We start from the raw sequence: 26,647 nt of genomic DNA, 5'->3' as shown, positions 1-26,647 counted from the left end.
TTTTTTAATTTTCTTTTCAAGTGTTCCCAGCTACTTGTTACATTTTCCCCACCATATTTCCTTGTTTGGAAACCAAAAGTTGGTCGATTTTCAAATTTTCAGTATCGATGATTTCAAACTTATAACCGGCATAAACCAGAAAATCCGTACGCTTCGGGATTTTGCGCAGGGAATACATCATAAAGCCGGCGATGGTTTCATAATTTTCCGAATTGGGAAACTCTTCAATATCCAGCGCGCGCATGACATCGGCGAGCGGGGTCGCGCCGTCCACCAGCCAGGTGTCTTCGGTGCGGCGGATGATTTGCGGCTCTTCTTCGGTATTGACCAGCTCACCCATCACAATGCTCATCACATCTTTCAGCGTTACCACGCCGACCACCAGCGCGTATTCGTTCACCACTACGGCAAAGTCTTCGCCGGAAGTCTTGAAGGTTTCCAAGACATCGTAAAGCGACAGTGTATCGGGGATGAACAAGGCTTTACGCAACACGCGCTTGTCGGTCAGGCGGACGTCTTTTTCTTTTAAAAACAAAGTCAGCAGCGTGTGCGATTCGATATAGCCGATAACGCGTTCCAAATCGCCGTCGCACACCAAGAATTTATTGTGTGGTTTTTCCGACATTATTTCCAACACGGTATCGCTGTCGTCATGTTTGTCAAAATAGGCGATATATTCGCGCGTGCTCATGGTGGAAGTCACCGTGCGCTCCTGCATATCGAAAATGTTTTCAATCAGATAGTGTTCTTGTTCTTTCAATACACCAGCCTGCGCGCCTGCATCAACAACGGCATAAATATCTTCCGAAGTCAGCTGCTCCTGACGGACGGTTGAGATTTTGAAGAGTTTGAATATTGCGTTTGCCAACCCGTCAAAAATCCAGACAAGGGGCTTTAAGATAAAAATCAAAAACATCATCGGACGGACGATGCGTACCGCCACCGCTTCGGGATGGGTCATTGCCATACGCTTGGGCATCAGGTCGGCAATTAAAATAAAGCTACCTGTAACCAGCGAGAAGGTCAGCAAAGAGGCAGCTGTGCTGCCCCAACTGCCTGCGTTCTCCAAAAGTTTGCCAAAATACGGACGTATTGCCGCCTCGCCGACGATACCGGCAAGAATGGCGACGGCGTTCAATCCGATTTGGACGACAGTAATAAAACTGCCTGGCTGCTGCTGCATATTGATTACGTCAAGCGCGCGCGTATCGCCGCCGTCTTTCGCCATGACCTGCAATTTGATTTTACGTGCCGAGGCAAGCGCGAGTTCGGAACAGGACACAAACGCGCTAATGACAATCAGCAGGCACAATAATAGTAAGGCTTCAAAAATATTCATGGAAATGTGTGTGTATGGTATAGGTTAAAAATATTCAAACAGCAAAGGCCGTCTGAAAAATTCAATTTGATTTTAGATTTGCGTTTTATTTGTCAGTGATGCGTGAAGCAAATGATGGTATTGAAATAAATTTCACTTAAAAGTCAATCATATTTTTTCAGATAATCTTACGGAAAACCTCATTATTTATACAGATAAGGCACGACACTTTCCTTCAATATTTCTATCAACTCTTCATCCATGTATCTGTAATCATCAGGAATATCTAAAACAATCATTTCCTTATATTGCAAAGCACGGGGAAACTGTGCCAACAGACGGCTCTTATGTTTTTGTTCCATCACGAAAATCTTATCCGCCCATGCGATGCCGTCTATGGAAACAGTATGCCGCGCATTGGGGCTGGTCCCTGCAGAACGTGCCTGTACATTTGGATAACGTCGAAATACGGTTTCAGCGGTAGGACTGCGCCATTGGTTACGACTACAAATAAAAAGTGCATTCATAAAAATTAAAAAAGGCGGAAAGTATCCGCCTTGTGAAAACCATCTCGATTGAATCGAAAATGTATCTTTTGAGTTAGTCAAACCATTCAGCATCAAATTCATGCTGTCTGAACGGATAAATAAAACCCAGTTTTTGTGCACGTTTGATTTTATTGCTGCGGAGATACATCAAATCCCACTTTTTTTCAGGTTTATATTTCAAAGGATTTTTGCCATGTACACGATGACTGGGGCGTTGCTCTTGATGTCGTCGCCATGCACGGCTACGACTTTGATCTAAATTGTCCATTATCTGCTTTCTAATTTTGTTTCGGAAATCGGGTTCAGCAGCCGCAATTTTTTATGTATTCGATTATTCGGCAAGAAAATAGGATGACAAAATTATAGCGAAATTAAAGATATAATGCCAATATTAAACAATTTATTACGCTCAAAATGGCCAAAGGCCGTCTGAAACTTGAGACACATTTACTGTTTTAATCATCCAGCGCATCTTCATCCAAGGATTTCAACCATTTCAGCTTTTCGCCGATTTTGATTTCCAGCCCGCGCGGGACGGGTTGGTAGAAGTCCGGTTCGTCCAAGCCGTCGGGCATATAGCTTTCTCCAGCAGCGTAGGCATTGGGTTCATCATGGGCATAGCGGTATTCGCGTCCGTAGCCCAATTCTTTCATCAACTTGGTCGGGGCGTTGCGCAGGTGGACGGGTACTTCGTCGCTGGCGTTTTCTTTGACGAAGCGGCGCATTTGGTTGTATGCCTTATAGCCTGCATTGGATTTAGCGGCTGCGGCGAGATACAACACGGCTTGAGCTAAAGCGAGTTCCCCTTCTGGCGAGCCTAAGCGCTCATAAGTAGCGGCAGCATCATTGGCAATCGTTAAAGCACGCGGATCGGCCAAGCCGATATCTTCCCATGCCATGCGGACAATGCGGCGGGCAAGATAGCGCGGGTCAGTACCGCCGTCGAGCATACGGCAGAACCAATACAATGCCGCGTTAGGATGCGAACCGCGCACGGATTTGTGCAGGGCGGAGATTTGGTTGTAGAAACTCTCACCGCCTTTGTCGAAACGGCGGATTTGCGCGCCCAAACTATCAGCAAGGAATTCGGCGGTTAAGGTTTTCAGACGGCGTGTATTAGCAGCGCGTAAAAGCTGCTCGATCAAGTTCAACAATCTGCGCGCATCGCCGTCGGCAGTATTGACGAGCAGCTCCTGCGCATCTGCTTCAATCGTAAAACCTTGGTATTCGGGCAAAGCCAATACTTTGGCAATCAGCTTCTTCAGGTCGTCTGAAGACAAGGATTGCAAGACATAAACCTGCGCCCTGCTGAGTAATGCCGGATTGACTTCAAATGACGGGTTTTCCGTGGTAGCGCCGATAAAGGTTAATAAGCCGCTTTCGACATAAGGCAAAAATGCGTCCTGTTGCGCTTTGTTGAAGCGGTGTACCTCGTCAACAAACAAAATTGTCGCGCGCCCTTGCTGCAAGGCAATTTCAGCTTTCTCAATTGCCTCTCGTATGTCTTTTACACCTGAAAATACGGCGGAAACCGGCAGAAACTGGGCATTGAAACTCTGCGCCAAAATCCGCGCCAACGTCGTCTTGCCCACGCCCGGCGGCCCCCACAGCAACATAGAATGCGGCTTCCCGCCTTCCACCGCCACACGCAGCGGCTTGCCTTCGCCGATTAAATGCTGCTGCCCGATAACATCATCAAGCGTATGCGGGCGCAGGCGTTCGGCAAGCGGCGCATCGGGTTGGCGGGTGAAGAGGTCGGACATGGCGGTTTCCGTGAAAGAGGATTTTCAGACGACGTGGATTATAGCAGGTCGTCTGAAAACGGACGGATGGTAAAGGGAACAATAAAAACAGGACACATCACAGCCGTCATTCCCGCGCAGGCGGGAATCCGCTTGTGAATTTCAGTTGATTGATTTTTATGGCTTTGCTTTTCGTCAAAGATGGATTCCCGCCTGCGCGGGAATGACGGCATGGATTTGCCATAACTTACTGGCAGATTTTTTTGTCCGTGTATCCTATATCAGGATGACCATCCTTGTTTCTTGGCGAATCATGATTACAGCTGCCGTAATTAATCTGGATTGACATATTTTTTGCATTGGATTGTATCGGCAGGACAGGTTGGACATTGAAGTTATTCAAGCCGGCATTGGATTGGGCGTTAAGGTCATTTTTGAATCTAACGTCAGTATTAATATCAATTGCAGGATCGTCATGACCGGTATTGTCAGGATTGCCGTCGTCAATGCCATCAGTATTGGTACTGATATAACCTTTCGGCATGATTTGTAAGGCTTTTCCGCTGATGACGATACATTCCTTACCTAATTTTTCAGCTGGTATTTTCCATTCTTCAATGTCATCGATTTTAGTATTATCAGTAGTCGGTGGGCAGAAAACCTTGGTGTCCCCCAAATTCCACGCCATATAGCCGTATAGAGCGTTGTTGCGTTGTTCGGGAATCGAAGAGCATTCAATGTTTTTTTCCGTTTTTTCTTCTTCTGAAAGAATAGAACATTTGAAATTTTGTTTTAATTTTATTAAGTCATTTTTATCAATGCCGTTAGTTTCCTGAGAACCGTTGTTTTGTTGGAAGTTATTATGCAATAAGTACCATGAGGAGTTTCTAGGAATTTCAATGGCATGGGTAAAGTTTAAGATTCTTGTTTTATCTGGCAAAGCTAATATAAGTATATTCATAACTATAGCAAGTATCGTGAGTATATTAATAAAAACTTCTTTGAGGTTTGAATTTTCAAAAAGCTTGTTGCGGAGAAAATTTCCTATTATTAAAAAAAATAGAGGTATAAATAAAATATATATATTCCCATCTATTTTTGGAAATAAATATTCTAAAAAAGATTTGAGGAATTTAGGAAGTAACCAAAAATTGATAGATAAGATAATTAATATATAAAATAATCCTAGAATAATTTCATTAGAGTTATCATTAGAGTTGTCATTAGAGTTATCAGTAGAGTTATTTTCCTTAGGAGATTTTGAGTTTCTATAGTCCTGTATTGTAAGAAGTAATTTTCTAATGAATGGAAATAATATTAAAAGTAAATGTAATGAAAGATGGTACAACAAAATTATGATAATAAAAATAGGTATGAAAATTGTAATCGAAGCTATCAAGTTAGAGGGATTGCTTATTACTTCAGGAAGAATACTTAATTGGTCAATCTTCAAGAGATAGATATATATAACATATCCCCCGAATAGTATCCCTAATACTGTCGATATTCTGGAAATTTTGCTGAAGATTTCAAAATAGTCAATTGTTTGTGTTCTTTGTTGTGCAGGCTGTTTATTTTCAACTGAATGCTCTTGAATACCTTCGTCAGTCATTTTGTTTTGATTATCTTTAGGGTTTTGCGTGTTTTCGTTTGAGTTATCCATTGATCAATCCTCTATTTTCCCAAAAAAGACGGATTATACCCCGACTTTCCCCAATCCCCCATCTCACACTGCTTACGGTATAATACGCGTTTGTTTAAAGACTTTGCGGGGCGTTTCAGACGACCTTGCGGCAAGGGATGGCTATGAATATGAAAAAGATGGTTGCCGTAGCTTCTGTGGCGGCGTTGTTGGGCGGTTGCGCTTATGATTCTGACTCGGCGTTCGGCGGTTTGGGCGGCGGTACGGGTATCGGTGGCAGTGTGGTGAAAATGGCGGTCGATCATCAGTGCCGTTCGGAATTGAACAAGCGCAATGAGTGGCGTTTGATCGCGCTGACAATGAGTGCGGACAAGCAGCGCGAGTGGGAAGACAAAATTTGCGGCTGCGCGAGCGAGGAGGCGCCGAATCAGGTGTCCGCTCAAGAGCTGATGGATGTTTTGAATCCTTCTTCGCGCGATCGGGCGATTGCGTCGGTAACGGTGAAAACCGTCAATGCTTGTTTCAAGCGTCTGTATAGATAATGTTTTTCAGACGACCTCTGTGTATCGGGGTTGTCTGAAAGTTTATAGTGGATTAAGGTCGGGATAGGGCGACTTGCGGGATGGTTCTCAGGCGGGTTTCCTGTTTTGATCGGCAATACTTTTGTTTTTATAGAGAAGAAATCATGAAATATATCAGTACGCGCGGTGCAACCGCACGCAAGCAATTTAGCGAAGTTTTATTGATGGGTTTGGCTCCTGACGGCGGTTTGATGCTGCCTGAGCAATACCCTCAAATCGACCGTGCTACCTTAGACCAATGGCGCACACTCAGCTATCCTGAGCTGGCGTTTGAAGTCATGAGCCTGTTTACCACCGACATCCCTGCTGATGATTTACGCGACATCATCAACCGTACCTACACCGAAGAAGTATTCGGTACCCAAGCCATTACTCCGGTGCGCACACTTTCAGACGGCATCAAAATTCAAGCCCTCTCCAACGGCCCGACTTTGGCATTCAAAGACATGGCCATGCAATTCTTGGGCAATGCGTTTGAATATGTATTGAACAAAGAAGGCAAAGAACTCAATATCTTGGGTGCCACCAGCGGCGACACCGGCTCTGCCGCCGAATACGCCCTGCGCGGTAAAAAAGGTGTCAACGTCTTCATGCTCTCGCCGGAAGGTAAAATGAGCGCATTCCAACGCGCGCAAATGTTCAGCCTGCAAGATGCTAATATCCACAATATCGCCGTTGAAGGCATGTTTGACGACTGCCAAGACATCGTCAAAGCCGTACAAAACGATGCCGAATTCAAAGCCAAATACCACATCGGCACAGTCAACTCCATCAACTGGGGCCGTATCGTCGCCCAAGTCGTGTACTACTTTGCCGGTTATTTCAATGCCACTTCGAGCAATGACGAAAAAGTCAGCTTCTGCGTACCAAGCGGCAACTTCGGCAATGTCTGCGCCGGCCATATCGCCCGCCAAATGGGTCTGCCTATCCACCGCTTGATTGTCGCTACCAATGAAAACGACGTATTGGACGAATTTTTCAAAACCGGCGCATACCGCCCGCGCAACAGCGAACACACCCACGTCACTTCCAGCCCGTCTATGGATATTTCCAAAGCCTCCAACTTCGAGCGTTTTGTGTTTGACCTGATGGACCGCGATGCAGACGAAATCAAAACCTTATGGGCTGAAGTAGGTTCCGGCAAAGGTTTCAATTTGGAATTTGTCTTAAACAAAGTACATCAACAATATGGCTTTGTTTCCGGCAAATCGACCCATGCCAACCGCCTTGCCACCATCAAACAGGTTTACAAGCAAGATCATGAACTGATTGATCCGCATACAGCTGATGGTGTCAAAGTAGCGCGTGAAGTACGAGAAGCCGGCGAAACCATCGTCTGCCTCGAAACCGCATTGGCTGCCAAATTTGAAGCCACCATCCATGAAGCTGTTGGCGAAGTTGCTATCCCCCGTCCGGCCGCATTGGAAGGCTTGGAAAACCTGCCACAACGGGTCCGTGTTGTCCCTAATAACGCAACGACAGTAAAAGACATCATTAAGGAAGCTTTGGCTTAACCGGCTGTCTTTGACGACTGAAGAGGCCGTCTGAAACTTTTTCAGACGGCCGCGACTGGTGTTTATGAAGTAGGCAGCGTTATTCCAATCCAACCGCATTACAGTCGTTATCATATAAAATCAAGGCGTTAAAACAATACCAACTCCTTTTGACTTTCAATTGCAAACATTGTAATGACAGATATTTTCGTTTAGAATTGCATGTTTGCTCTAAATCTGGATTGATATGCAGACAACACAAGCCACATCCAACTGGGAGCTGTACAAGCGTTTGCTTGGATATTTAAAAAGCTATTGGAAGATGTTTATCGTCTCCGTAGTGGCCATGCTGATTGTCGCCGGTACGATGCCGGCTTTCGGTTACTTGCTCAAACCTTTGATTAATGAAGGTTTTGTCGATAAAAACATGAAAAGCATGTCATGGTTGCCGCTGGCAATTGTGGCGCTGTTTTTCATTCGTGGCCTGTTCAACTTCATTAACGAATATTGCACGACTTATCTGTCCAGCCACTTGGTGCAGCGCTTGCGCGGTGAAATGTTCAACAAAATGATGCACCTGCCGACTTCGTATTTCAGCAGCAATACCGGCGGCCGTTTGATGTCTCGTATCTTGAACGACGTCAATCAAATTACCGATGCAGGGTTTAACGTCATTACCGTGATTGCTAAAGACGGCGTGAGCGTAGTCGGCCTATTGGGCTTGCTAACTTATCTGAACTGGCGTTTGACCCTGATTACTTTTATTATTTTGCCAGTCGTCGCCGTATGTATCCAAACGGTCAGCAAACGCTTGCGCAAATTGTCTGCCAACAACCAAATTTATCTTGGCCAGCTGATGCAGGTCTTGGGCGAGAGCATTAATGGTGAACGCGTTGTAAAAATCTACGGCGGTCAAGATTATGAAAACCGCCGCTTCAACCGTATTGCCGACGATGTGCGCCGCAACCTGCTCAAACAGGTTTCTGCCAGCTCTGCCGGTACCGGCATTACGCAATTAATGGCTTCAGTTGCTCTGGCTGCAATTATTTACGCAGCAGCCCGCCAAGCAGGGCTTTCAGGATTTAGTGCAGGCGATTTTATGTCGTTTTTGTCCAGCATGATCATGATGTTTGACCCCATCAAACGCATGACCGGCGTGATGCAATCCCTGCAACGCGGTTTGGCGGCAGCTGAAAGTGTCTTCACCTTTTTGGATCAACCTGAAGAAAGCAACGAAGGCAAACAGATTCTCAGCCCAAACCCTGGCGATATCGAATTTTGCAATGTTGTACACCGCTATCCTGAAGCCGAACGCAACAGCTTGAACCACATCAACCTGCTTGTACCGCAAGGCAAAGTGACTGCATTGGTCGGCGCATCAGGCTGCGGTAAAACTACCTTGGCCAATATGTTGCCGCGCTTCCTTAATCCGGATGAAGGCAAGGTTTTGATCGGCGGCGTCAACATCAATGAATATACGCTCGAAAGCCTGCGCAGCCGTATGGCATTTGTCGGCCAAAACGTTGTCCTGTTTAATGGTACGATTGCTGAAAACATTGCCTATGCTCAAGCTGACAAATTCAGTGAAGAAGAAATTATCAATGCTGCAAAAGCCGCAAATGCTTGGGAATTTATCCAAAAAATGCCACAAGGCCTGCACACTGAAGTTGGCGAAAACGGTTTAAAACTGTCCGGCGGCCAACGTCAACGCCTCGCCATTGCGCGTGCGCTTTTGAAAAATGCGCCGATTTTGATTTTGGACGAAGCCACCAGTGCATTGGATAATGAATCCGAACGTTTGGTACAAACTGCATTGGAAAACCTGATGCAAAACCGTACCACATTGGTGATTGCCCACCGACTTTCGACCATCGAAAAAGCCGACAACATCGTTGTCATGCACGAAGGCAATGTCGTCGAACAAGGCACTCATCATGAATTGATCAACGCAGGTGGACGCTATTCCGACCTGCACAGCCTCAGCGAAAAATCAGCCAAACCGGCAAGCAAGTAGCTAAACACCATATTCCATTCTTTTTATTAACCTTGGCCGCCCCGACCTATCCTTTTCAGACGGCCTTATCCGACAGGAAATATCAATGGCAGCATTCAACACCCAGAAAGTCTTGTCCGTACACCACTGGACCGACGCTTACTTCACTTTCACCTGCACCCGTGACGAATCTTTGCGCTTTGAAAACGGCCAATTCGTCATGGTCGGCCTGATGGTAGACGGCAAACCGCTAATGCGCGCATACAGCGTGGCTTCTGCCAACTGGGAAGAGCATCTGGAATTTTTCAGTATCAAAGTACAAGACGGCCCATTGACCAGCCGCCTACAACACCTTAAAGTCGGCGACGATGTCCTTATCAGTAAAAAACCGACCGGTACATTGGTTGCCGGCGACCTGAATCCGGGCAAACACCTCTACCTCTTGAGCACCGGTACCGGCATCGCCCCTTTCTTGAGCATTACCAAAGACCCTGAAATTTACGAGCAATTCGAAAAAATCATCTTGGTTCACGGCGTACGCTACAAAAAAGACTTGGCATACTACGACCGCTTCACCAAAGAATTGCCCGAACACGAATACCTGGGCGACTTGGTTAAAGAAAAACTGATTTACTATCCAATCGTTTCACGCGAAGAATATGTACACCAAGGCCGTCTGACCGATTTGATGCGCAGCGGCAAACTCTTCGAAGACATCGGCCTGCCTAAAATCAATCCGCAAGACGACCGCGCCATGCTGTGCGGCAGCCCTGCCATGTTGAAAGACACCTGCAGCGTCTTGGACGAATTCGGCCTGACCGTTTCTCCGAAAACCGGCGTTCGCGGCGACTACCTGATTGAGCGCGCATTCGTCGATCAATAACGTACGTCAGCAACAGGCCGTCTGAAACCCTTCTTTCAGACGGCCTAAACCTTAATAATTTATCCCACATTATGCCTACTCTACTCATCATCCGTCCGTCCAACCGTCCACAGCAAGATATCCAAACCTGCCATGCAGCCGGTTGGCAGGCTCAGGTATTGAGTCCGATTGAAATAGAGGCAGACCGTTCGGCACTAAACAAACTTCCCGAACAATTCAAGCAAGCCGATGTGGTGTTTTGGGTCAGCCCGACCACTATTGAAACTGCAGTACCGTATCTGACCTTTTCAGACGGCCCTAAAGTACACATTACCGTCGGCCAAACCAGCCAACATACTTTGGCGCAATTCTCCCCCTATCCCGTATTCTCTCCCGAAGATGGTAACGACAGCGAAGCCGTCTTGAGAATGCCTATTTGGAAAAACCTACCACCCAACGCCCGAGTTCTAATCATTCGAGGCCATGGAGGCCGTGATTTTCTAGCAGACAAACTGACCGAACTGGGTTTCCAAATCAACATCGCTGAAATCTATTTCAGACGGCCACACGCCATCGATTGGCAGAACTTTAAAACTGAAGACATCGCCGCCGCCTACGTTACATCCGGCGAGCTCGCGCGCGAATTTTTCCATCAGATTCCGCCGCAATTTTCCCGATTCTTCGAATCCTTGCTATACTTTACCCACCATCCTCGCATTGCCGATGCGCTTCGCATCGTCGGTGCCAAACATGTAGAAACCGTCACTTCTTTATCCGCTGCACTTTCATCCATACCACAAAGGAGCCAAGCAGTGAACCCAGTCGAAGACAATAAAGATACCCAACAAGTTGCCAATACGGCAACTACGGCGCCTGAACGTTCTGAAAACACCAGGCCGTCTGAACAAATCAAACCTACCCAACCTCAGCGAGTGGAGGCGAGCATGCCCGAGTCCAACAATCTCCCACAAAACAACGCCCCTGTTATCATCAAACAATCTGGCGGCAAAGCCTTGGCCGCAGGTGCGATCGTCTTGGCACTGCTTGGCTTGGGCGCGAGCGGATTCCTGTTTGTACAGGGTCAAAATGTTTTAAAAAACCAAGAGCTCGAATTCAATCAAAAAATCGACAAAGCTGCGTTGGGCGAATCTGAAAACGCCAGCCTTTTAAAAGACAACCTCAACCGCCAAACCGCTATTCAGGCCGAGTTAGACCGCTTGAACAACGGTCAAAAAAACAATAGCGATCAAATCCTGCAAATGCAGAAAGCTTATCAAGAGCTGCTCAAAGGCCGTATCAACTGGCTGGTTGACGAAGCTGAATCGATGTTGAACACTGCTTCGCAACAATTGATGCTGTCTGGCAACCTTCAAGGCGCGGTCAGCGTATTGGAACACCTCGACAGCCGCTTAAGCCGTTTTGAACAGCCTGAACTTATCCCCATCAAACAAGCCATCAGCAATGATTTGGCCGCGCTGAAAAACCGTCCTTATGTCGATATTTCCGCTACTGCCTTGCGTATCGACCGCTTGGAAACCGGTATTTCCGGACTGCCTTTAGTCTTGGACGGCGTATTGAAACCGGGTGCCGCGCCTGTCGAAGCCACTAATTCAGGAACTTGGTGGGAAAACACATGGGAAAAATCCATCAATGCCCTCAAAGGCTTGGTTGAAGTCCGTCATCTGGACAGCAACGACGCCATGTTGATTTCGCCCGAACAAACCTACTTCATCCGTGAAAACCTGCGCCTACGCCTTTTGGATGCGCGCATTGCCCTGTTGCAACACAATGGCGAAGTGTACCAAAGCGATTTGAACAACGTTGAAGCAACCGTGAAGCAATACTTCGACAGCAAATCCCCTGCTACCCAGTCATGGTTGAAAGAGTTGGCCGAACTCAAAGCCCTTGATGTCCGCATGATTTCAGACGACAGCCTGAAAGCCAGCTTGAGCGCCGTTCGTGCTTATCAAGAAGGTTCGCGTACACAAATGACGACCGAAGAAGCTACGCAAACCCAAGCTGCCGAGAAAACCGCTTCCGCTCCGGCTGCAGCTACCGAACAAGCCACGACTGCCGCACCGGCTGCCGCTTCTGCCCCTCAATCTCTGGAAGCACCTGCTTTGCCGTCTGAAAACAAAAAAGAACCGGCCGCCGAAGCTGCCAAACCACAAAACCAAACCAAGCCTGCTGCCAAAATTAAAGGAGAGCAAGCATGAAAACCGTCGTTTGGATTGTCATTCTGTTTGCCGCCGCCGTTGGTTTAGCGTTGGCTTCCGGCATTTATACAGGTAACGTGTATGTCGTGGTTGAGCAAACCATGCTGCGTATCAATCTGCATGCCTTTGTTTTAGGCCTGCTGTTGAGCGTATTCGTCTTGTATTTCCTGATTAAATTCGTGTTCGGCCTCTTAAATATTCCAGCGCGTATGCAACGCTTCGGCATTGCCCGCAAAGGCCGTCAGGCTTCCGCCTCTTTGAACAGCGCAGGTTTGGCATATTTTGAAGGCCGTTTTGAAAAAGCCGAACAAGAAGCCGCCAAAGTCTTGCAAAACAAAGAAGCAGGCGACAACCGTACCCTGGCTTTGATGTTGGGCGCGCACGCGGCCGACCAAATGGAAAACTTCGAACTGCGCGACCGCTACCTGCACGAAATCGAACACCTTCCGCAAAAACAACAGCTTTCCCGTCATCTTTTGCTGGCTGAATCCGCACTGGGCTGCCGCGATTATCCGACTGCCGCACAAAATCTTGAAGCCGCAGCCAAAATCAACGGCAACTTAAGCCGCTTGGTGCGCCTGCAATTGCGTTATGCCTTTGATCACGGCGATGCTTCAGATGTCTTGGCAAAAGCGGAAAAACTGGTCAAAGCCGGCGCTATCAACGATTACGAAGCAGAACAGTATCAGAACTGGGCATATCGCCGCCTCTTGAGCGAAGTAACCGATGCAGGCCGTCTGAAAGCCTGTTTGAAACAGATTCCCGAAAGTGTGAAGTCTGGCGAATTGTGCGTCGCGATTGCCGAAAAATACGAGCGCTTGGGCTTGTATGCCGAAGCGGTCAAATGGGTAAAAAACCATTATCCGCAAAACCGCCAGCCCGAGCTTTTGGAAGCATTTGTCGAATCCGTTCGTTTCCTAAGCGAGCGCGACCAGCAAAAAGCCATTGATTTGGCAGATTCTTGGTTGCAGGAACAACCGGACAATGCACCACTGTTGATGTATCTTGGCCAACTGGCTTACGGACGCAAACTTTGGGGCAAAGCCCAAGGCTACCTCGAAGCCAGCATTGCCCTGCAACCCAGCGTATCTGCGCATTTGGTCTTGGCTCGCGTGTTTGATGAAACCGATCAGCCGCAAAAAGCGCAAGAACAACGCAATCTGGTTTTGGAAAGCGTGGCCGAAGAAGAACATCCGGCAGCCCTTCCCCAACCAAATTAATGTGCTGATTTCGCATTAAGCGATAATATGAAATCTACAACAGAACCAATCATTTAATCATTTCAGACGGCCTCAATACATATCTAAGGCCGTCTGAACTTTGTCCAACACACCAAATCAGAAAGCCTATTTATCATGACTGCTCTGAAAAACGACACTTTCCTCCGCGCCCTGCTCAAACAGCCTGTCGAATACACGCCCATCTGGATGATGCGCCAAGCCGGACGCTATCTGCCTGAATACAAAGCCACACGCGCACGCGCAGGCAGCTTTCTCGATTTGTGTAAAAACACCGAGCTGGCAACCGAAGTTACCATCCAGCCTTTAGAACGTTTTGATCTGGACGCAGCGATTCTGTTTTCCGACATTCTGACCGTACCCGACGCCATGGGTTTGGGTCTGTATTTTGCCGAAGGCGAAGGCCCGAAATTTGAACGTGCCTTGCAACACGAAGCCGACATTGCCAAACTGCAAGTTCCCGATATGGAAAAACTGCAATACGTCTTTGACGCAGTAACTTCCATCCGTAAAGCACTGGGCGGCCGCGTGCCACTCATCGGCTTCTCCGGCAGCCCGTTCACACTCGCCTGCTACATGGTCGAAGGCGGCAGCAGCAAAGAATTCCGCACCATCAAAACAATGATGTATTCGCGCCCTGATTTACTGCATAAAATCCTCGACACCAACGCCCAAGCCGTTACCGCTTATCTCAATGCCCAAATCGATGCCGGCGCACAAGCCGTACAAATTTTCGATACTTGGGGCGGCGTGTTGAGCGATGCCGCATTTAAAGAGTTCAGCCTGAAGTACATCCGACAAATCGTTGCCGGACTCAAACGCGAAAGCGAAGGCCGCCGCGTGCCTGTTATCGTATTTGCCAAAGGCGGCGGCTTATGGCTGGAAAGCATGGCAGAAATCGGCGCAGACGCATTGGGCCTGGACTGGACCTGCAACATCGGCGAAGCACGCCGTCGCGTCGGCGAACAAGTTGCCCTGCAAGGCAACTTCGACCCGTTTGCCCTCTTCGGCACACCAGAATCTATCCGCACCGAGGTCGCACGCATCCTCGCCGACTACGGCAACGGCAGCGGCCATGTATTCAACCTCGGCCACGGTATCAACCAACACGCCAATCCGGAACACGCTAAAATTTTGGTCGATACCGTACACGAATTGTCCCGTCAGTATCACCGTTAATTAAAGCAACTCAAAGGCCGTCTGAAAACAAAAAACACGATTATCGTGTAAATTTGTTTTTAGACGGTTTTTCTATATACTTAATATCTGAAGCTTATCAGCTGACACCTTCAAACTTAAAAACACATCCACTCCCTCTACCGAATATGAATTTTTTAAAAGACATCACCTGGACCGAAATTTTTATCTTCGCCCACACCTGCGCCGCACTCGTCTGCATGCTGCGCGTGTTGTACAAACAAAAAAATATCGGCTCAACCTTTGCCTGGCTAATTATCCTCTTCCTTTTCCCCGTGTTCGGAACCATCGCCTACATCCTTATCGGCGAGCCGCGTCTCGGCACGGCCCGCGCCAAACGTACCGGCGAAATGAACCGCTTCTACCGCAACTTTGCCGCCACCCATCTAGCCGATATCTATCTCGACATTGCCGACCAAGTCAAATCACGTTACCACGGCATCAGTAAAGTTGCCGAAAAAGGAACGGGGCTGGGTGCCACCAAAGGCAACGCCATGAGCCTGCTCTCAACCACCGATGCCATCATCGACAGCATGCTTACGGACATACGCGCCGCAACCCATTCCTGCCTGCTGGCCTTTTACATTATCGAGCCCAAAGGTCGCATCGAAGAAATTTTAAATGAAATTCTTGCCGCCGCAGATCGGGACGTTGACTGTGCCATTCTGGCTGATGCCGTCGGCAGCAGGAGCTTTTTTGAAAGTGACTGGGTAGAGATACTGCGCCAAGCAGGCGTTGAAGTACATACCTCATTACCTGTCGGCATCTGGCGTACACTATTCACGCGCACCGATCTGCGCAACCACCGCAAAATCCTCGTTATCGACAGCAAAATCGGTTACACAGGCAGCTTCAACCTTGTCGACCCCCGCTATTTCAAACAAAACTCCGGCGTCGGAGAATGGGTAGATGTCATGATGCGCTGTACAGGGCCTATGGTTTTGGAACTGTCTGCCGTCTTCTTCGCCGACCTTGCCGTCGAAACCGATGAAAACCTCCAAAACGTACAAACATACCTCAATCAAGCCCAAAGCCTGCTACCTAAAATCCTTCCCGAAAAAATGCAGCAAGGCGATATTGTTGCCCAAATCATTCCATCCGCTCCCGAGCAAGGCAGCTTCGTTATCTACGAAACCATCATCAGCGCCATCTATGCCGCCACCAAACAAATCACGATTACCACTCCCTACTTTGTCCCCGACGAGCCGCTTCTCATGGCATTAACCGTTGCCGCCAAACGCGGCGTCAAAGTGACCCTGATACTGCCAGCCAAAGTCGATTCACTGATGGTACGCTACGCCTCACGCGCCTACTACCCTATGTTGCTGGAAGCCGGGGTCAAAATTGCCATGTTTGAAGGTGGGCTCTTACATGCCAAAACCATGACCATTGACGAAGACTACTCCCTCTTCGGCACGGTCAACATGGACATGCGCAGCTTCTTCCTCAACCTCGAAATCAGCCTCGCCATCTACGATCGCGATACCACCAAACAAATCTGCCACCTACAACGCAGCTACCTTAAAAACAGCAGCTACATTGCCATCAAATCATGGCAACAACGCTCCAAACTCCGCGGCCTCGTGGAAAATGCCGTCCGCCTGATGAGTCCTTTGTTGTAAAACATAAATATTTAGGCCGTCTGAAAAGTACTTTTCAGACGGCCTTTTAAATAAAACACTGATAGACAAAATTCTTTATTGACAGATATTTAAGCTATCCCATCTCTCCCTCTCGGAAAAAGTAAGACTCAACCCATTTCCCAACCAAAGAATATTTACTAAATTTAACTAAAAATATAAACTAATTGATTTTTATAAAAATCCTATTAATTTGAGACTGGAATAAAACAGAATATATTTATTAATATCCATTAAGAATTTGATAATCATTATTAGAATAATTAGAATAAACAGTCAATTTTTTACTTAGGAAAAATCATGAATAAGGTCTCCTCTCCTGTATTCCGCCTTAGTATCATTACACTCGCATTATCAACCAGCTTCGCTCATGCCGAAAATTTGCAACCCGCAGAAACTGCCGAGCTGAATGAAATTAAGGTCACCGGTACTGCCGTACCGACTCGTGTAACCCGCAACCAGCTCGATCGCGAAATTTCGACCGATTTAAAACAAGTCATGAAAGATCAAATCGGTATGGATGTCGGCGGCGGCAACGGCGTGGCGCAGTTTTACAGCATCCGCGGCGTTGGTGAAGACAAAATTAACCTAGAAGTCGACAACACCAGCCAATCCACAAAAATCTTCCACCACCAAAGCCGCTTCCAGCTTGATCCTGCTTTGGTGAAAAGCATCAACGTCGAAAAAGGCACAGGCGCGGCAAGCGCGGGTTTGGGTGCGGTCGGCGGTACCATCCGCGTAACAACGGTTGACGCAAAAGACCTGCTGACCGACGGCAAACCTTTCGGTTTCAAACTGGGCGCAGGCTTGAGCAGCAATAAAGGCTCAACCGGCAGCGCAGCGGTTTACGGCTATCAAAACGGCTTCGATGCCCTGTTTGCAGGCAACTTCCTCAACAACCGTGACTACAAAGACGGTAACGGCAATGTCAACCTCGGCAGTCGTCTGAAACAGCACAGCTACCTCGCCAAACTCGGCTACGATTTCAACGACGACCACGGCATCCGCCTGACCTACCGTCAGGAATACCAAAAAGGCAACCGCACCGACAAAGCCGAGTTCCAAAACGTTGACAGCTACATCGGCGTGGACGGCACTTATCAAAAAGAACAAACCTACAATCTGGAATACCGCGGCCGCAACGTCGGCTTCATCGACAAAATCGATGCCAACGTCTTCCAAATCAATACCGACGACACCAAACCGCCCAAAGGCGCCCCTTCTCCAAAAGCCCAAGCTTCCGGCACAGCGCAAGGCGGCGTTCCCATCGGCAAACTTGAGTTAAGCAAAATCAAAGCGACCGGCGCGAATCTGAACCTCGCCAGCTCTTTCGGCGACGGACACATGGTGAAATACGGCGTTAACTACCGCCACGAAACCTCCGAGCCGTCCGACAAAGGCGCATGGCTGAAGATTCTCGGCCTGTATGACCGCGACAAAGAGAAAAAAGCCGAATACGGCGTGTACGCGGAAGGCATTTGGAACCTGCACCCCGTCACCCTGACCACCGGCCTGCGTTACGACCATTTCAAATACAACGCCGCCAGCAAACAAAGCGCGTCGCACGGCCAGCTCAACCCCAGCATCGGCGCGATTTGGGACATCAACGACAACTTCTCCCTCTTGGCAAACCTCAATCAGGCAAGCCGTGCGCCCCGCCTGAACGAAGCCCTGTTGGCTAACGAACGCGCAGGCGCCGCCGCCGATTTGGACAGCAACCTCAAAGCCGAAACCGCCCGCCGCGCCGAACTCGGCTTCAGATGGCGCAACGACAATTTCAACGTCAGTGGCAGCGTGTTCCACCAACGCATCAAAGACCTCATCGTCTATCGTTGGGCAAAAATCAATAACAACACCGCCTCCATCACCGAACGCGGCAAGATTTACAACGGCGGCACGCTCAAAACCTACGGCTACGAACTTGACGCATCCTACCGCTGGGGCGGCCTGACCGCGCGCGCCGGCGTATCCTACGTCAAACCGCGTCTGAACGGCGAAATGTACTACGGCGAAAGCCCGATTCAAGCGGAAGACCACGAAAGCTCGTTCACCTTCTGGAACACCGGCCGCCAATGGCTGACCGGCCTGTCTTATCAGTTTGAAAACCACAAACTCGAAATTGGCTGGCGCGGTCGCTACGCCCAAAGCGTGAAATACACCGACGTCGCCCGCGGACAAGGCACGATACACGGCAAAAAAGCCGGTTACGGCGTACACGACATCTACGCCAACTGGCAGCCGCTGAAAAAAGACAACCTGAACGTCAACTTCGCCGTCAACAACATCGGCAACAAGCAATACCGTTCGCACAGCCAACGCTTCCCCGACGGCAACGGACGCGTGCCCTTCTACGAACGCGGCCGCGAGTTTGCCTTGGGCATGAACTATCGTTTCTAATGATACGAACATTATGACGTTATAAGGAAATAAAAGGCCGTCTGAAATTCAATTTTCAGACGGCCTTTTATAATTCGTAGACAATTTGATTTAAAAGTATTTCCTCCCCCTTGCTAGTTACACAACGGATTATCCAGTCTTCAAATCGTCTCCATTGGACTTCTTTTCCGAATCGGTCATGATTTGACTCCTTCTGAAAACTGACTACCAATTCTTCCAATATAAATAAAATATTATATAGATCATCTCCAGTGCCGTCTGAAAATATCAGGCTGTATTTTTACATTTAACCATGCCGTTGGAGATTGATTCTATTTGTGCGTTTAAAAAATACAATGCAAATATTCATTACACTTTTACTGTAAACCATTTGACAAAGTCATCTTTAAAGCTATAATATTTCTCATATGTGATTTTTGTTATATATTTTTATTTATAGACAATTCATTCTGAAACAAGGAGCAATAAAATGAAACGAAACTTGGGTACTTTGGATCGCGTAATCCGTATTGTTATCAGCGTAGCACTGATTGCTGCAGCCGCTACCGGACAAATTGGCTGGTGGGGTTGGCTGGGCATCATCCCTCTGGGTACAGCACTGATTGGCAACTGCGCACTGTACAGTTTATTGGGCATCAACACCTGCCGCATCAACAAAAAATAACGAAGGCAAAACATGAGTACGGTCGGACAACTCCCGCGAATTACGCCTTCCGAAGCAATGGCAAAAATCCGTGAGGGCGCGTTGGCAGTGGACATCCGAAGCCAAGCCGAATATCGGGGCGGGCATATTGTCGGTGCATTATCCCTTCCGCCTGAACAGCAGCGAGACAGACTGCCCAATAATTCAGCCTCGTGCCTGATTTTTTATTGTCTGAGCGGCAAACGTACAACTCAGGCAGAAACTATATTGTCAGCGCTTGGCCAAGGTCGAGAATGCTATATTCTAGAAGGCGGCTTACAGGCATGGAAGGCTGCAGGGCTTCCTATTGTTGCCGACCGTGCCACACCGGATATCATGCGGCAGGTGCAAACCATAGCGGGCAGTTTGATTCTGTTGGGTGTGCTGGCAGGTTGGCTGGTATCGCCTTGGTTTTATCTGATAGACATAATGGTCGGTGCAGGCCTGTTGACGGCCGGACTAACCGGATTCTGCGGCATGGCACGCCTGCTGGCCAAAATGCCATGGAATCATTAAGCAAAGGCCGTCTGAAAGTTGCTGCTGAGGCCATTATGACTGATAATTCGACCTCCTCATTTGCCGAAAAACGCGAAAAATGACCACTGCCGACAATCAACCTCCCTACGAAGAAGCCTCCGCTTTTCTCAAACTTCTGGCTAATCCCAACCGTCTCGCCGTATTGTGCAAACTACATGAAAGGCCGTACAATGTAACCGAGTTGGCTGAATCATCCGGACTGCCGCAAGCGGCAATGTCCAGCCAATTAGCGCTACTGCGTGAAGCCGGTTTGGTATCGTTTGAAGTAAACCACCGAGAGCGGCAATATTATATTGCCGACCCCCGAGTTAACGAGATGATACAGCTGCTGTATTTTTTTTTCTGTGCAGGAAAAGATTGAAATGTGGTTGTACTGCCTTAGAAAGGCTATTCGGAAAATTAACCTAAAAGGTCGTCTGAAAATTTTTCAGACGACCTTTTTATACTGCTTCTGTATTTACACTTAAAGCACGCGTACGTGCGTACCGCGCACACCCTACCTGCAGCTTTCATGCGGACTAATGCTTGCTGGTGATAAAGTTATTAAGGAATTTGTCAAATATGGAAAAGATTGAGAAATTTAAATCTGAATTATTGGATAACATCTTTGAGTACATTCAGTGTATATCCATTTTTGTCTATAAGAAAAAGATATATTATTTGATTGATTATAAGGCTAATTTCATATTAAACATGAAATTAGACTTAGATTTGGATTTTAAAAACGGTAATATTACGTTAGAACAGTATCAGGATGAAATGAATAGTTATTATTACCGAAACGGCATCTGGCAGTTAACTAAGGACAATTTTGAAAACTATCTTCAATCAGATTCGGTCGTCGTACTGGAAAAAGACGAATTGAAGGCGCTGATGTTACAGGGCTTTAATTTAAATGAGGCAGCAAGATTATATTCCGTTGTCGAGAACAAGTTGTCGTATGATGATCCTATTTCGGATTCTGGCCAACAAAGTGATTTCTTAAAAATCAATCAGATTTCTTCAAGATTACCGTTGTTCTATATTAATTTTGATACGGAAGTTTACCTTCATATGGATTGGGACAGATGTCATGAAGATTATGTCTATGATGGCTGGTTTTCTAAGGCAATGGACTTTGGGTATTTGATACCGGACGAATTTTGTTATTGGAAAATTGAAGGACGGGATTATTGGAAATTTCAGCAATTATAAAAATAAACAAACGATACAAGTCGTAGTCTGCCCAAAACTTGAAGGTGGGGCTGAGTTAGACAAGTGATATTTCGCATCATTTGATAAAAGGTCATCTGAAAGCCTGAAAATCGTTTCAGACGACTTTTTATTACGCTTAAAGCCCACGTTTGTGCGTGCCGTATACACTCTACTTACAGGTTTAATGCGGGCTAAGGCTTGCTTACACCCCTTCTAAAAATATTAAAAATTAAAAGCCACAGGAGATTCGAGATGTCGAGAGATATAGGTTTAAGTATAGATTTATCGATGAATAACAAAAAAATTTCTCGTTATGAAATACTGAAATATTTATGGGAGGATGGTTGGCGTTTTCTCGATAATGGACAATTTACTTATTTGCTGCTTGGTAATGACGACTGGGATTGGAATTCGGCCTCTATGTCGGAACAAGAAATTTTTGATTTTTTAAAAATCAAAAGTAATTCGGATGAAGTTATCGGGTTTGTAATGACATGGTCTGATACCAATATCGGTGGAGACGTCTTATTTTTTCCTAACTTTGAATTCTTATTCAGCATTAATATCAATATTAAGGAAATTTATAATAAAATAGTGGATATAAACTGGTATCTAATTAAATTACTGCCTGTTTTTGACAAGAATGGCGTTCTATATAATTCTATTGTCTATAATGAATACAGATAATTGCCGAAAATTTTGAAAAATCAAATGATGAAAAGCTAATTAATACAATTATGTAATTGATTTAGTTAATCTTTTTAAAAAAGAGCGTTAGGTGTAGGTCGGATTCTCGAATCCGACAGCTTCATGGGAGATTTTGTCGGATACAAGTATCCGACCTACAAATTTTGGATAAGGAAAGGTCGTCTGAAAATTTTTCAGACGACCTTTTCTTCATCACCCTCTACTTTGCTACCACTCTTTCTTTCAAAGTCTTCAATACGTTCTTCACCGTATTAATCCGCACTTCAATATTTTCCATCTCTGCGGTAAATCGCAGCTTATCCGCTCCGGCAAGGCGGTATTTTTTGTCGTTCTGAATCAGCAGAATGATTTCGGTTGGATCAACATTGTTGTTTTTGCCAAAGGTTACCGTTACCGCTTCGCTGGTTGCATCAATGGCATCGATGCCCAATTCTTTTGCCGCAAGCCGTAAGTGGTGGCTTTCGATGAGGGTTTTGACGGGTTGTTCGGGCAGGCCGAAGCGATCAATGAGTTCTTCATGTATGGCATTGATTTGCTGCACGGTTTCGCAGACGGCGAGGCGTTTGTAGAGGACGAGGCGCTCGTGAATGTCGGGGCAGTAGTCTTCAGGCAGTAATGCCGGGCTGTGCAGTTTGATTTCAGTGGTAATGCCCAATGGCGCGTCGAGGTCAGGCTGACGGCCTTTTTTGAGGTCGCGTACGGCTTGCTTGAGCATTTCGGTGTAGAGCGTGAAGCCGACCTGTATCATTTCGCCGGACTGCCCTTCGCCAAGGATTTCGCCTGCGCCGCGGATTTCCAAATCCTGCATGGCGAGGGTGAAACCTGCGCCGAGTTCGTCTGCCGCCGCGATGGCGTCGAGGCGTTTTTCTGCGTCTTTGGTGATGTATTCGGGCGTGAGCAGGTAGGCGTAGGCTTGGTGGTGGCTGCGGCCGACGCGCCCGCGAAGCTGGTGCAGTTGCGCCAGTCCGAATTTGTCGGCGCGGTTGATGATGATGGTGTTGGCGTTGGGAATGTCGATGCCGGTTTCGATGATGGTGGAACAGAGCAACACGTTGAATCGTTGCTGCAAAAAGTCGCGCATCACTTGCTCCAGTTCGCGCTCGCGCAGTTGTCCGTGCGCCACGCCGATGCGGGCTTCGGGCAGCAGGGTTTCCAGCCGCTCGCGCATATTCTCAATCGTATCTACTTCATTGTGCAGGAAAAACACTTGTCCGCCGCGTTTGAGTTCGCGCAACACGGCTTCGCGCACGCTGCCTTCGCTGAAGGGTTTGACAAAGGTTTTGACGGCGAGGCGGCGGCTGGGCGCGGTAGTAATCAGCGAGAAGTCGCGCAGACCTTCGAGCGCCATGCTGAGGGTGCGTGGAATCGGTGTGGCGGTCATGGTAAGTATGTCTACGTTGGCGCGCAGACGTTTGAGCTGCTCTTTTTGGCGCACGCCGAAACGATGTTCTTCATCGATAATCACTAAACCTAAGTTTTTAAATTTGATGTCGTCTTGAACCAATTTGTGCGTGCCGATAACAATATCGACCGTACCGTCCGCCATGCCTTCCAGCGCGGCTTTGGTGGCTTTGCTGTTGTTGAAACGTGAAAGGCTGGCGACTTTCACGGGGAAATCGGCGAAGCGGTCGGCGAAGTTTTGCGCGTGCTGCTCGACCAAAAGCGTGGTTGGGGCGAGTACGGCGACCTGTTTGCCGCCCATCACCGCCACAAACGCGGCGCGCAGGGCGACTTCGGTTTTGCCAAAACCGACATCGCCGCACACTAGGCGGTCCATCGGCTTCGCCTGCGTCAAATCCTTAATCACAGCGGCGATGGCAGCGGCTTGGTCTTCGGTTTCTTCATAGCCAAAGCCGTCGGCAAATGCCTGATAATCCAACTCGTTGATTTCAAACTTGTGTCCCGATTGGGCGGCGCGTTGGGCGTAGAGATTGAGCAACTCGGCGGCGGTGTCGCGCGCTTTTTCGGCGGCTTTGCGTTTTGCCTTATTCCATGCGCCGCTGCCGAGCTTGTGCAGGGCGACGTTTTCATGCGCCTGACCAGAGTAGCGGCTGATTAAATGCAGTTGCGAAACAGGCACATAAAGCTGCGCTTCGCCCGCGTATTCGAGCAACATCATTTCGTTGGTTTCGTCGCCCAAGTCCATTGTGACCAAGCCCATATATCGGCCGATACCGTGTTCTTCGTGTACAACAGGATCGCCGATATTGATTTCGGCAAGGTCGCGTAACAGGCCGTCTGAAACGGCGGCGTGTTTCTTACGATGATGTTTGCTCGAGCGGGCGACATATTGATAAAGATCGGATTCGGTAATGACCGCGATGTTTTGATCTTCTAATTTAAACCCGTAAGCCAACGGCGCCACTGTAATCATCAGCGGCTCATGCGCCGACAAAAAGCCCTGCCAGTCGGACACGCTTTTGGCTTTCAAACCGTTTTGCTGCAAGAAACCGAGCATGGTTTCGCGCCGTCCCAAACTTTCGGCGCAAAGCAAAATTCGTCCGTCAAAGGCCGTCTGAAAATCTTTCAATGCCTGCAACGGTTCATCTGCTTGACGGTTGACGGCCACGTTTGGCAACGTATGTTCATCACCAAAAATATCCGGCAATACCTGACCATAGTTTTTCAGACGGCCTGCGAATACATCGGCAGAGAGATACAAATGCTGTGGAAGCAAAGGCGGATAAGTTTCGTCGCCCTGCGCCATGGCATAACGCGATTTGACGTCGCTCCAAAAACGGTTTGCCTCGGCATGAACGTCGCCCAAAGAGACAAACAGCGCATCTTCGCCGATGTAATCAAACAGCGTTTCCAACTCGTTTTCAAAAAACAGCGGCAGGTAATATTCCACGCCCGCACCGAAATGGCCGTCACTGACGGCTTTGTACACAGCGGCATCGTTCGGATTGCCATCGACTTCCTCGCGGAAGCGGCTGCGGAAGATTTTTTGCGCCTCGCTGTCGGTGGGGAACTCGTGCGCCGGCAGCAGGCGGATTTCGGAAACGGGAGAAATGGTGCGTTGCGTTTCGGTATCGAAGGTTTTGATGCTGTCGATTTCATCGTCGAACAAATCGATGCGGTACGGCATTTCGCTGCCCATCGGGAACAAATCGACTATACCGCCGCGCACGGCAAACTCGCCTGCCGCAACAACGTGGGAAACATGGTTATAACCTGCATCCACCAAATCACTTTTCAGACGGCCTATATCCAAAGTCTGCCCTGTTTTCAGCCAAAACGTGCGCCCAGCCAGAAACGGCACAGGCGGCAGCTTCTGCATCGCCGTGGCAACCGGTACGAACAACACGTCCGCCGCGCCGCTCTTAATCTGCCACAACGCCGACAAGCGCTCCGACACCAAATCCTGATGCGGCGAAAAACGCTCGTAAGGCAGCGTTTCCCAGTCCGGCAGGAACACCGCCGTATCGTGCGGACGGAAAAACAGCCAGGCCGTCTGAAGGCGTAGCGCCTGTTCCGCATCTTGGGTCAAGACAACCTTGAGCTGCTTATGCGGCAGATAACGCGCCAAAGCCAAGGGCAGCGAGCCTTGAGACAGATTGAGCCAACGGGATTTTTCACGGGGTTTGGGAATCGGATAGGTCATGACAAAACAGTTTGTAATAAGTAAATACAAGCACCATAGGCCGTCTGAAAATTTTTCAGACGGCCTTTAGCGATCAAATAGATTTTCAATTTTACTGGATACAGGTTTAAAAGAATATAAGGCCTTACATTCAGACGGCCACGCCGGCCAGTTTTCCAATAAATCCGGTTATCACCAATGCTGCAACGCCCCATATGCACACGCGCAAAACGGCAGGGATGACAGGTGCGCCGCCGAGTTTGGCGGAGACATAGCCCAGTCCGGCCAGTCCACACAAAGTGGAAACTGCCAAGGCCGGAACAATGGCACTAGAAGCCGTCAATGCGACCAGTAAAGGCAAAATCGCGCCAGCACAAAATGAAGCGGCAGAAGCCAGCGCGGCCTGCATGGGTTGGGCGGCCGAGGTTTCGGTAATGCCGATTTCATCACGAGCGTGGGCGGCGAGTGCATCGTGTTCCATCAAGGCTTTAGCCACCTCTGCGGCGAGCGAATCGGACAAACCGCGGCGGCGGTAAATTTCAGTCAGCTCTTCCAACTCCGCATCAGGATTATTTGCCAATTCGTAGCGTTCTTTGTGCAAATCGGCTTTTTCCGTATCCGATTGGCTGGACACGGAAACATACTCCCCCGCCGCCATTGACACCGCGCCCCCGATAAGCGCCGAAACGCCCGTCAAAAGTAGGGTTTGGAAATCTGGCGCGGCTGCGGCTACGCCCGTCAACAGCGAGGCAGTGGAAATCAGGCCGTCATTGGCACCCAATACGCTTGCCCGAAGCCAGTTGTTGCGGTCGCTGAAGTGGCGTTCGCTGTGATGTGAATACATATATGCTCCGATAAATTGGCTGTTTCCAGATGATGATAACATTGTATTGTTTTTTGAAATCAATGTCAGTTTATCCCTTCAGATCAAGCATTCGTAAATCTTTCTGCTGCCATTTCAAACCATAAAAGCCAACACTCCTCTTTGGGTTTTTTCAGACGGCCTTAACGCTTTTACAAGTAAATTTATTGTTCCAAGTCATGGCATTATCACAAGGCAGTTTTGTACTGCTTGG

Annotated in this window: 22 protein-coding genes and 1 pseudogene; 15 read left to right on the top strand and 8 right to left on the bottom strand. The window is 48.1% G+C overall.

Annotated features, from left to right (window positions below):
* Positions 1 to 37: 37 nt before the first annotated feature.
* The 6 genes from LPB400_RS06090 to LPB400_RS06065 form a co-directional block, all read right to left on the bottom strand.
* On the bottom strand, positions 38 to 1,339 hold the full coding sequence (locus tag LPB400_RS06090; protein ID WP_070504676.1) for a hemolysin family protein: 1,302 nt from the start codon (positions 1,337 to 1,339) through the stop codon (positions 38 to 40).
* 182 nt (positions 1,340 to 1,521) lie between these two features.
* The gene (locus LPB400_RS06085; protein WP_225905481.1) at positions 1,522 to 1,947 is read right to left on the bottom strand and encodes a low molecular weight protein tyrosine phosphatase family protein; all 426 of its coding nucleotides are present in this window, start codon (positions 1,945 to 1,947) and stop codon (positions 1,522 to 1,524) included.
* Entirely contained in the window at positions 1,919 to 2,134 is a 216-nt protein-coding gene (locus LPB400_RS06080; RefSeq protein ID WP_004519973.1) for a hypothetical protein, read from the bottom strand. The genes LPB400_RS06085 and LPB400_RS06080 overlap by 29 nt, the downstream gene beginning before the upstream one ends.
* A 187-nt stretch (positions 2,135 to 2,321) precedes the next feature.
* The gene (locus LPB400_RS06075; protein ID WP_219088451.1) at positions 2,322 to 3,629 is read right to left on the bottom strand and encodes a replication-associated recombination protein A; all 1,308 of its coding nucleotides are present in this window, start codon (positions 3,627 to 3,629) and stop codon (positions 2,322 to 2,324) included.
* Between the two features lie 38 nt (positions 3,630 to 3,667).
* Positions 3,668 to 3,841, bottom strand: a complete 174-nt coding sequence (locus LPB400_RS06070) for a hypothetical protein (protein WP_180949598.1) — start codon at positions 3,839 to 3,841, stop codon at positions 3,668 to 3,670.
* 14 nt (positions 3,842 to 3,855) lie between these two features.
* Positions 3,856 to 5,271, bottom strand: coding sequence for a hypothetical protein (locus LPB400_RS06065; protein WP_101809692.1), 1,416 nt, complete (start codon positions 5,269 to 5,271; stop codon positions 3,856 to 3,858).
* A 143-nt stretch (positions 5,272 to 5,414) separates the two neighbouring features.
* On the opposite strand from LPB400_RS06065, the gene LPB400_RS06060 reads away from it, so the two are divergent.
* The 15 genes and pseudogenes from LPB400_RS06060 to LPB400_RS05995 all read left to right on the top strand — a co-directional run bounded on the left by LPB400_RS06060 (position 5,415) and on the right by LPB400_RS05995 (position 21,967).
* A complete protein-coding gene (locus tag LPB400_RS06060) occupies positions 5,415 to 5,792 on the top strand; it encodes a hypothetical protein (RefSeq protein ID WP_083301220.1) in 378 nt (125 codons plus the stop codon).
* 143 nt (positions 5,793 to 5,935) lie between these two features.
* Positions 5,936 to 7,345, top strand: a complete 1,410-nt coding sequence (gene thrC, locus LPB400_RS06055; RefSeq protein ID WP_219088449.1) for a threonine synthase — start codon at positions 5,936 to 5,938, stop codon at positions 7,343 to 7,345.
* A gap of 226 nt (positions 7,346 to 7,571) precedes the next feature.
* A complete protein-coding gene (gene msbA, locus LPB400_RS06050; protein WP_107791820.1) occupies positions 7,572 to 9,338 on the top strand; it encodes a lipid A export permease/ATP-binding protein MsbA in 1,767 nt (588 codons plus the stop codon).
* Between the two features lie 85 nt (positions 9,339 to 9,423).
* Positions 9,424 to 10,200, top strand: coding sequence for a ferredoxin--NADP reductase (locus tag LPB400_RS06045; RefSeq protein WP_070646015.1), 777 nt, complete (start codon positions 9,424 to 9,426; stop codon positions 10,198 to 10,200).
* Positions 10,201 to 10,271: 71 nt separating this feature from the next.
* Positions 10,272 to 10,907: pseudogene (locus LPB400_RS11035) on the top strand (uroporphyrinogen-III synthase); the annotation flags it as partial.
* 216 nt (positions 10,908 to 11,123) lie between these two features.
* A complete protein-coding gene (locus tag LPB400_RS11030; RefSeq protein WP_225905501.1) occupies positions 11,124 to 12,395 on the top strand; it encodes a uroporphyrinogen-III C-methyltransferase in 1,272 nt (423 codons plus the stop codon).
* Complete coding sequence (locus LPB400_RS06035; protein ID WP_107768978.1) at positions 12,392 to 13,615, top strand: heme biosynthesis protein HemY; 1,224 nt, start codon at positions 12,392 to 12,394, stop codon at positions 13,613 to 13,615. Before LPB400_RS11030 ends, LPB400_RS06035 begins: the two co-directional genes overlap by 4 nt.
* 135 nt (positions 13,616 to 13,750) lie before the next feature.
* Positions 13,751 to 14,812, top strand: a complete 1,062-nt coding sequence (gene hemE, locus LPB400_RS06030; RefSeq protein ID WP_004519981.1) for a uroporphyrinogen decarboxylase — start codon at positions 13,751 to 13,753, stop codon at positions 14,810 to 14,812.
* A 146-nt stretch (positions 14,813 to 14,958) separates the two neighbouring features.
* Positions 14,959 to 16,452 carry a cardiolipin synthase gene (gene cls, locus LPB400_RS06025; protein ID WP_107867229.1) on the top strand — a complete coding sequence of 498 codons (1,494 nt, stop codon included), beginning with the start codon at positions 14,959 to 14,961 and terminating at the stop codon, positions 16,450 to 16,452.
* A 318-nt stretch (positions 16,453 to 16,770) separates the two neighbouring features.
* Entirely contained in the window at positions 16,771 to 18,867 is a 2,097-nt protein-coding gene (locus tag LPB400_RS06020; protein WP_219088445.1) for a TonB-dependent receptor plug domain-containing protein, read from the top strand.
* Between the two features lie 469 nt (positions 18,868 to 19,336).
* On the top strand, positions 19,337 to 19,531 hold the full coding sequence (locus tag LPB400_RS06015; protein WP_219088443.1) for a YgaP family membrane protein: 195 nt from the start codon (positions 19,337 to 19,339) through the stop codon (positions 19,529 to 19,531).
* Between the two features lie 12 nt (positions 19,532 to 19,543).
* Complete coding sequence (locus LPB400_RS06010) at positions 19,544 to 20,065, top strand: rhodanese-like domain-containing protein (RefSeq protein WP_219088442.1); 522 nt, start codon at positions 19,544 to 19,546, stop codon at positions 20,063 to 20,065.
* A gap of 79 nt (positions 20,066 to 20,144) precedes the next feature.
* Positions 20,145 to 20,447: an ArsR/SmtB family transcription factor gene (locus LPB400_RS06005; protein WP_070461695.1), complete on the top strand. Its 303-nt coding sequence runs from the start codon at positions 20,145 to 20,147 to the stop codon at positions 20,445 to 20,447.
* A 200-nt stretch (positions 20,448 to 20,647) separates the two neighbouring features.
* Positions 20,648 to 21,280 (top strand): hypothetical protein, encoded by a 633-nt coding sequence (locus LPB400_RS06000; protein WP_107768975.1) that lies wholly within the window; start codon positions 20,648 to 20,650, stop codon positions 21,278 to 21,280.
* Positions 21,281 to 21,532: 252 nt separating this feature from the next.
* Positions 21,533 to 21,967 carry a hypothetical protein gene (locus LPB400_RS05995; RefSeq protein ID WP_225905482.1) on the top strand — a complete coding sequence of 145 codons (435 nt, stop codon included), beginning with the start codon at positions 21,533 to 21,535 and terminating at the stop codon, positions 21,965 to 21,967.
* 220 nt (positions 21,968 to 22,187) lie between these two features.
* Here LPB400_RS05995 and mfd read toward each other — a convergent pair whose 3' ends face one another.
* Together mfd and LPB400_RS05985 are read right to left on the bottom strand one after the other, a co-directional pair.
* Entirely contained in the window at positions 22,188 to 25,592 is a 3,405-nt protein-coding gene (gene mfd / locus LPB400_RS05990) for a transcription-repair coupling factor (protein WP_219088440.1), read from the bottom strand.
* Between the two features lie 130 nt (positions 25,593 to 25,722).
* On the bottom strand, positions 25,723 to 26,415 hold the full coding sequence (locus LPB400_RS05985; RefSeq protein ID WP_219088437.1) for a VIT1/CCC1 transporter family protein: 693 nt from the start codon (positions 26,413 to 26,415) through the stop codon (positions 25,723 to 25,725).
* Positions 26,416 to 26,647 lie beyond the last annotated feature (232 nt).

The sequence above is a fragment of the Neisseria perflava genome (genome assembly GCF_019334725.1).
Classification (GTDB): Bacteria; Pseudomonadota; Gammaproteobacteria; order Burkholderiales; family Neisseriaceae; genus Neisseria; species Neisseria subflava_A.
This window is presented reverse-complemented; position numbering and strand designations above follow the sequence as displayed.

Excerpts from the sequence above, each read along its gene's own strand:
- LPB400_RS06090 (WP_070504676.1), bottom strand. The coding sequence starts at position 1,339 with ATGAATATTTTTGAAGCCTTACTATTATTGTGCCTGCTGATTGTCATT.
- LPB400_RS06085 (WP_225905481.1), bottom strand. The coding sequence starts at position 1,947 with ATGAATTTGATGCTGAATGGTTTGACTAACTCAAAAGATACATTTTCG.
- LPB400_RS06080 (WP_004519973.1), bottom strand. The coding sequence starts at position 2,134 with ATGGACAATTTAGATCAAAGTCGTAGCCGTGCATGGCGACGACATCAA.
- LPB400_RS06075 (WP_219088451.1), bottom strand. The coding sequence starts at position 3,629 with ATGTCCGACCTCTTCACCCGCCAACCCGATGCGCCGCTTGCCGAACGC.
- LPB400_RS06070 (WP_180949598.1), bottom strand. The coding sequence starts at position 3,841 with ATGCCGTCATTCCCGCGCAGGCGGGAATCCATCTTTGACGAAAAGCAA.
- LPB400_RS06065 (WP_101809692.1), bottom strand. The coding sequence starts at position 5,271 with ATGGATAACTCAAACGAAAACACGCAAAACCCTAAAGATAATCAAAAC.
- LPB400_RS06060 (WP_083301220.1), top strand. The coding sequence starts at position 5,415 with ATGAATATGAAAAAGATGGTTGCCGTAGCTTCTGTGGCGGCGTTGTTG.
- thrC (WP_219088449.1), top strand. The coding sequence starts at position 5,936 with ATGAAATATATCAGTACGCGCGGTGCAACCGCACGCAAGCAATTTAGC.
- msbA (WP_107791820.1), top strand. The coding sequence starts at position 7,572 with ATGCAGACAACACAAGCCACATCCAACTGGGAGCTGTACAAGCGTTTG.
- LPB400_RS06045 (WP_070646015.1), top strand. The coding sequence starts at position 9,424 with ATGGCAGCATTCAACACCCAGAAAGTCTTGTCCGTACACCACTGGACC.
- LPB400_RS11030 (WP_225905501.1), top strand. The coding sequence starts at position 11,124 with ATGCCCGAGTCCAACAATCTCCCACAAAACAACGCCCCTGTTATCATC.
- LPB400_RS06035 (WP_107768978.1), top strand. The coding sequence starts at position 12,392 with ATGAAAACCGTCGTTTGGATTGTCATTCTGTTTGCCGCCGCCGTTGGT.
- hemE (WP_004519981.1), top strand. The coding sequence starts at position 13,751 with ATGACTGCTCTGAAAAACGACACTTTCCTCCGCGCCCTGCTCAAACAG.
- cls (WP_107867229.1), top strand. The coding sequence starts at position 14,959 with ATGAATTTTTTAAAAGACATCACCTGGACCGAAATTTTTATCTTCGCC.
- LPB400_RS06020 (WP_219088445.1), top strand. The coding sequence starts at position 16,771 with ATGAATAAGGTCTCCTCTCCTGTATTCCGCCTTAGTATCATTACACTC.
- LPB400_RS06015 (WP_219088443.1), top strand. The coding sequence starts at position 19,337 with ATGAAACGAAACTTGGGTACTTTGGATCGCGTAATCCGTATTGTTATC.
- LPB400_RS06010 (WP_219088442.1), top strand. The coding sequence starts at position 19,544 with ATGAGTACGGTCGGACAACTCCCGCGAATTACGCCTTCCGAAGCAATG.
- LPB400_RS06005 (WP_070461695.1), top strand. The coding sequence starts at position 20,145 with ATGACCACTGCCGACAATCAACCTCCCTACGAAGAAGCCTCCGCTTTT.
- LPB400_RS06000 (WP_107768975.1), top strand. The coding sequence starts at position 20,648 with ATGGAAAAGATTGAGAAATTTAAATCTGAATTATTGGATAACATCTTT.
- LPB400_RS05995 (WP_225905482.1), top strand. The coding sequence starts at position 21,533 with ATGTCGAGAGATATAGGTTTAAGTATAGATTTATCGATGAATAACAAA.
- mfd (WP_219088440.1), bottom strand. The coding sequence starts at position 25,592 with ATGACCTATCCGATTCCCAAACCCCGTGAAAAATCCCGTTGGCTCAAT.
- LPB400_RS05985 (WP_219088437.1), bottom strand. The coding sequence starts at position 26,415 with ATGTATTCACATCACAGCGAACGCCACTTCAGCGACCGCAACAACTGG.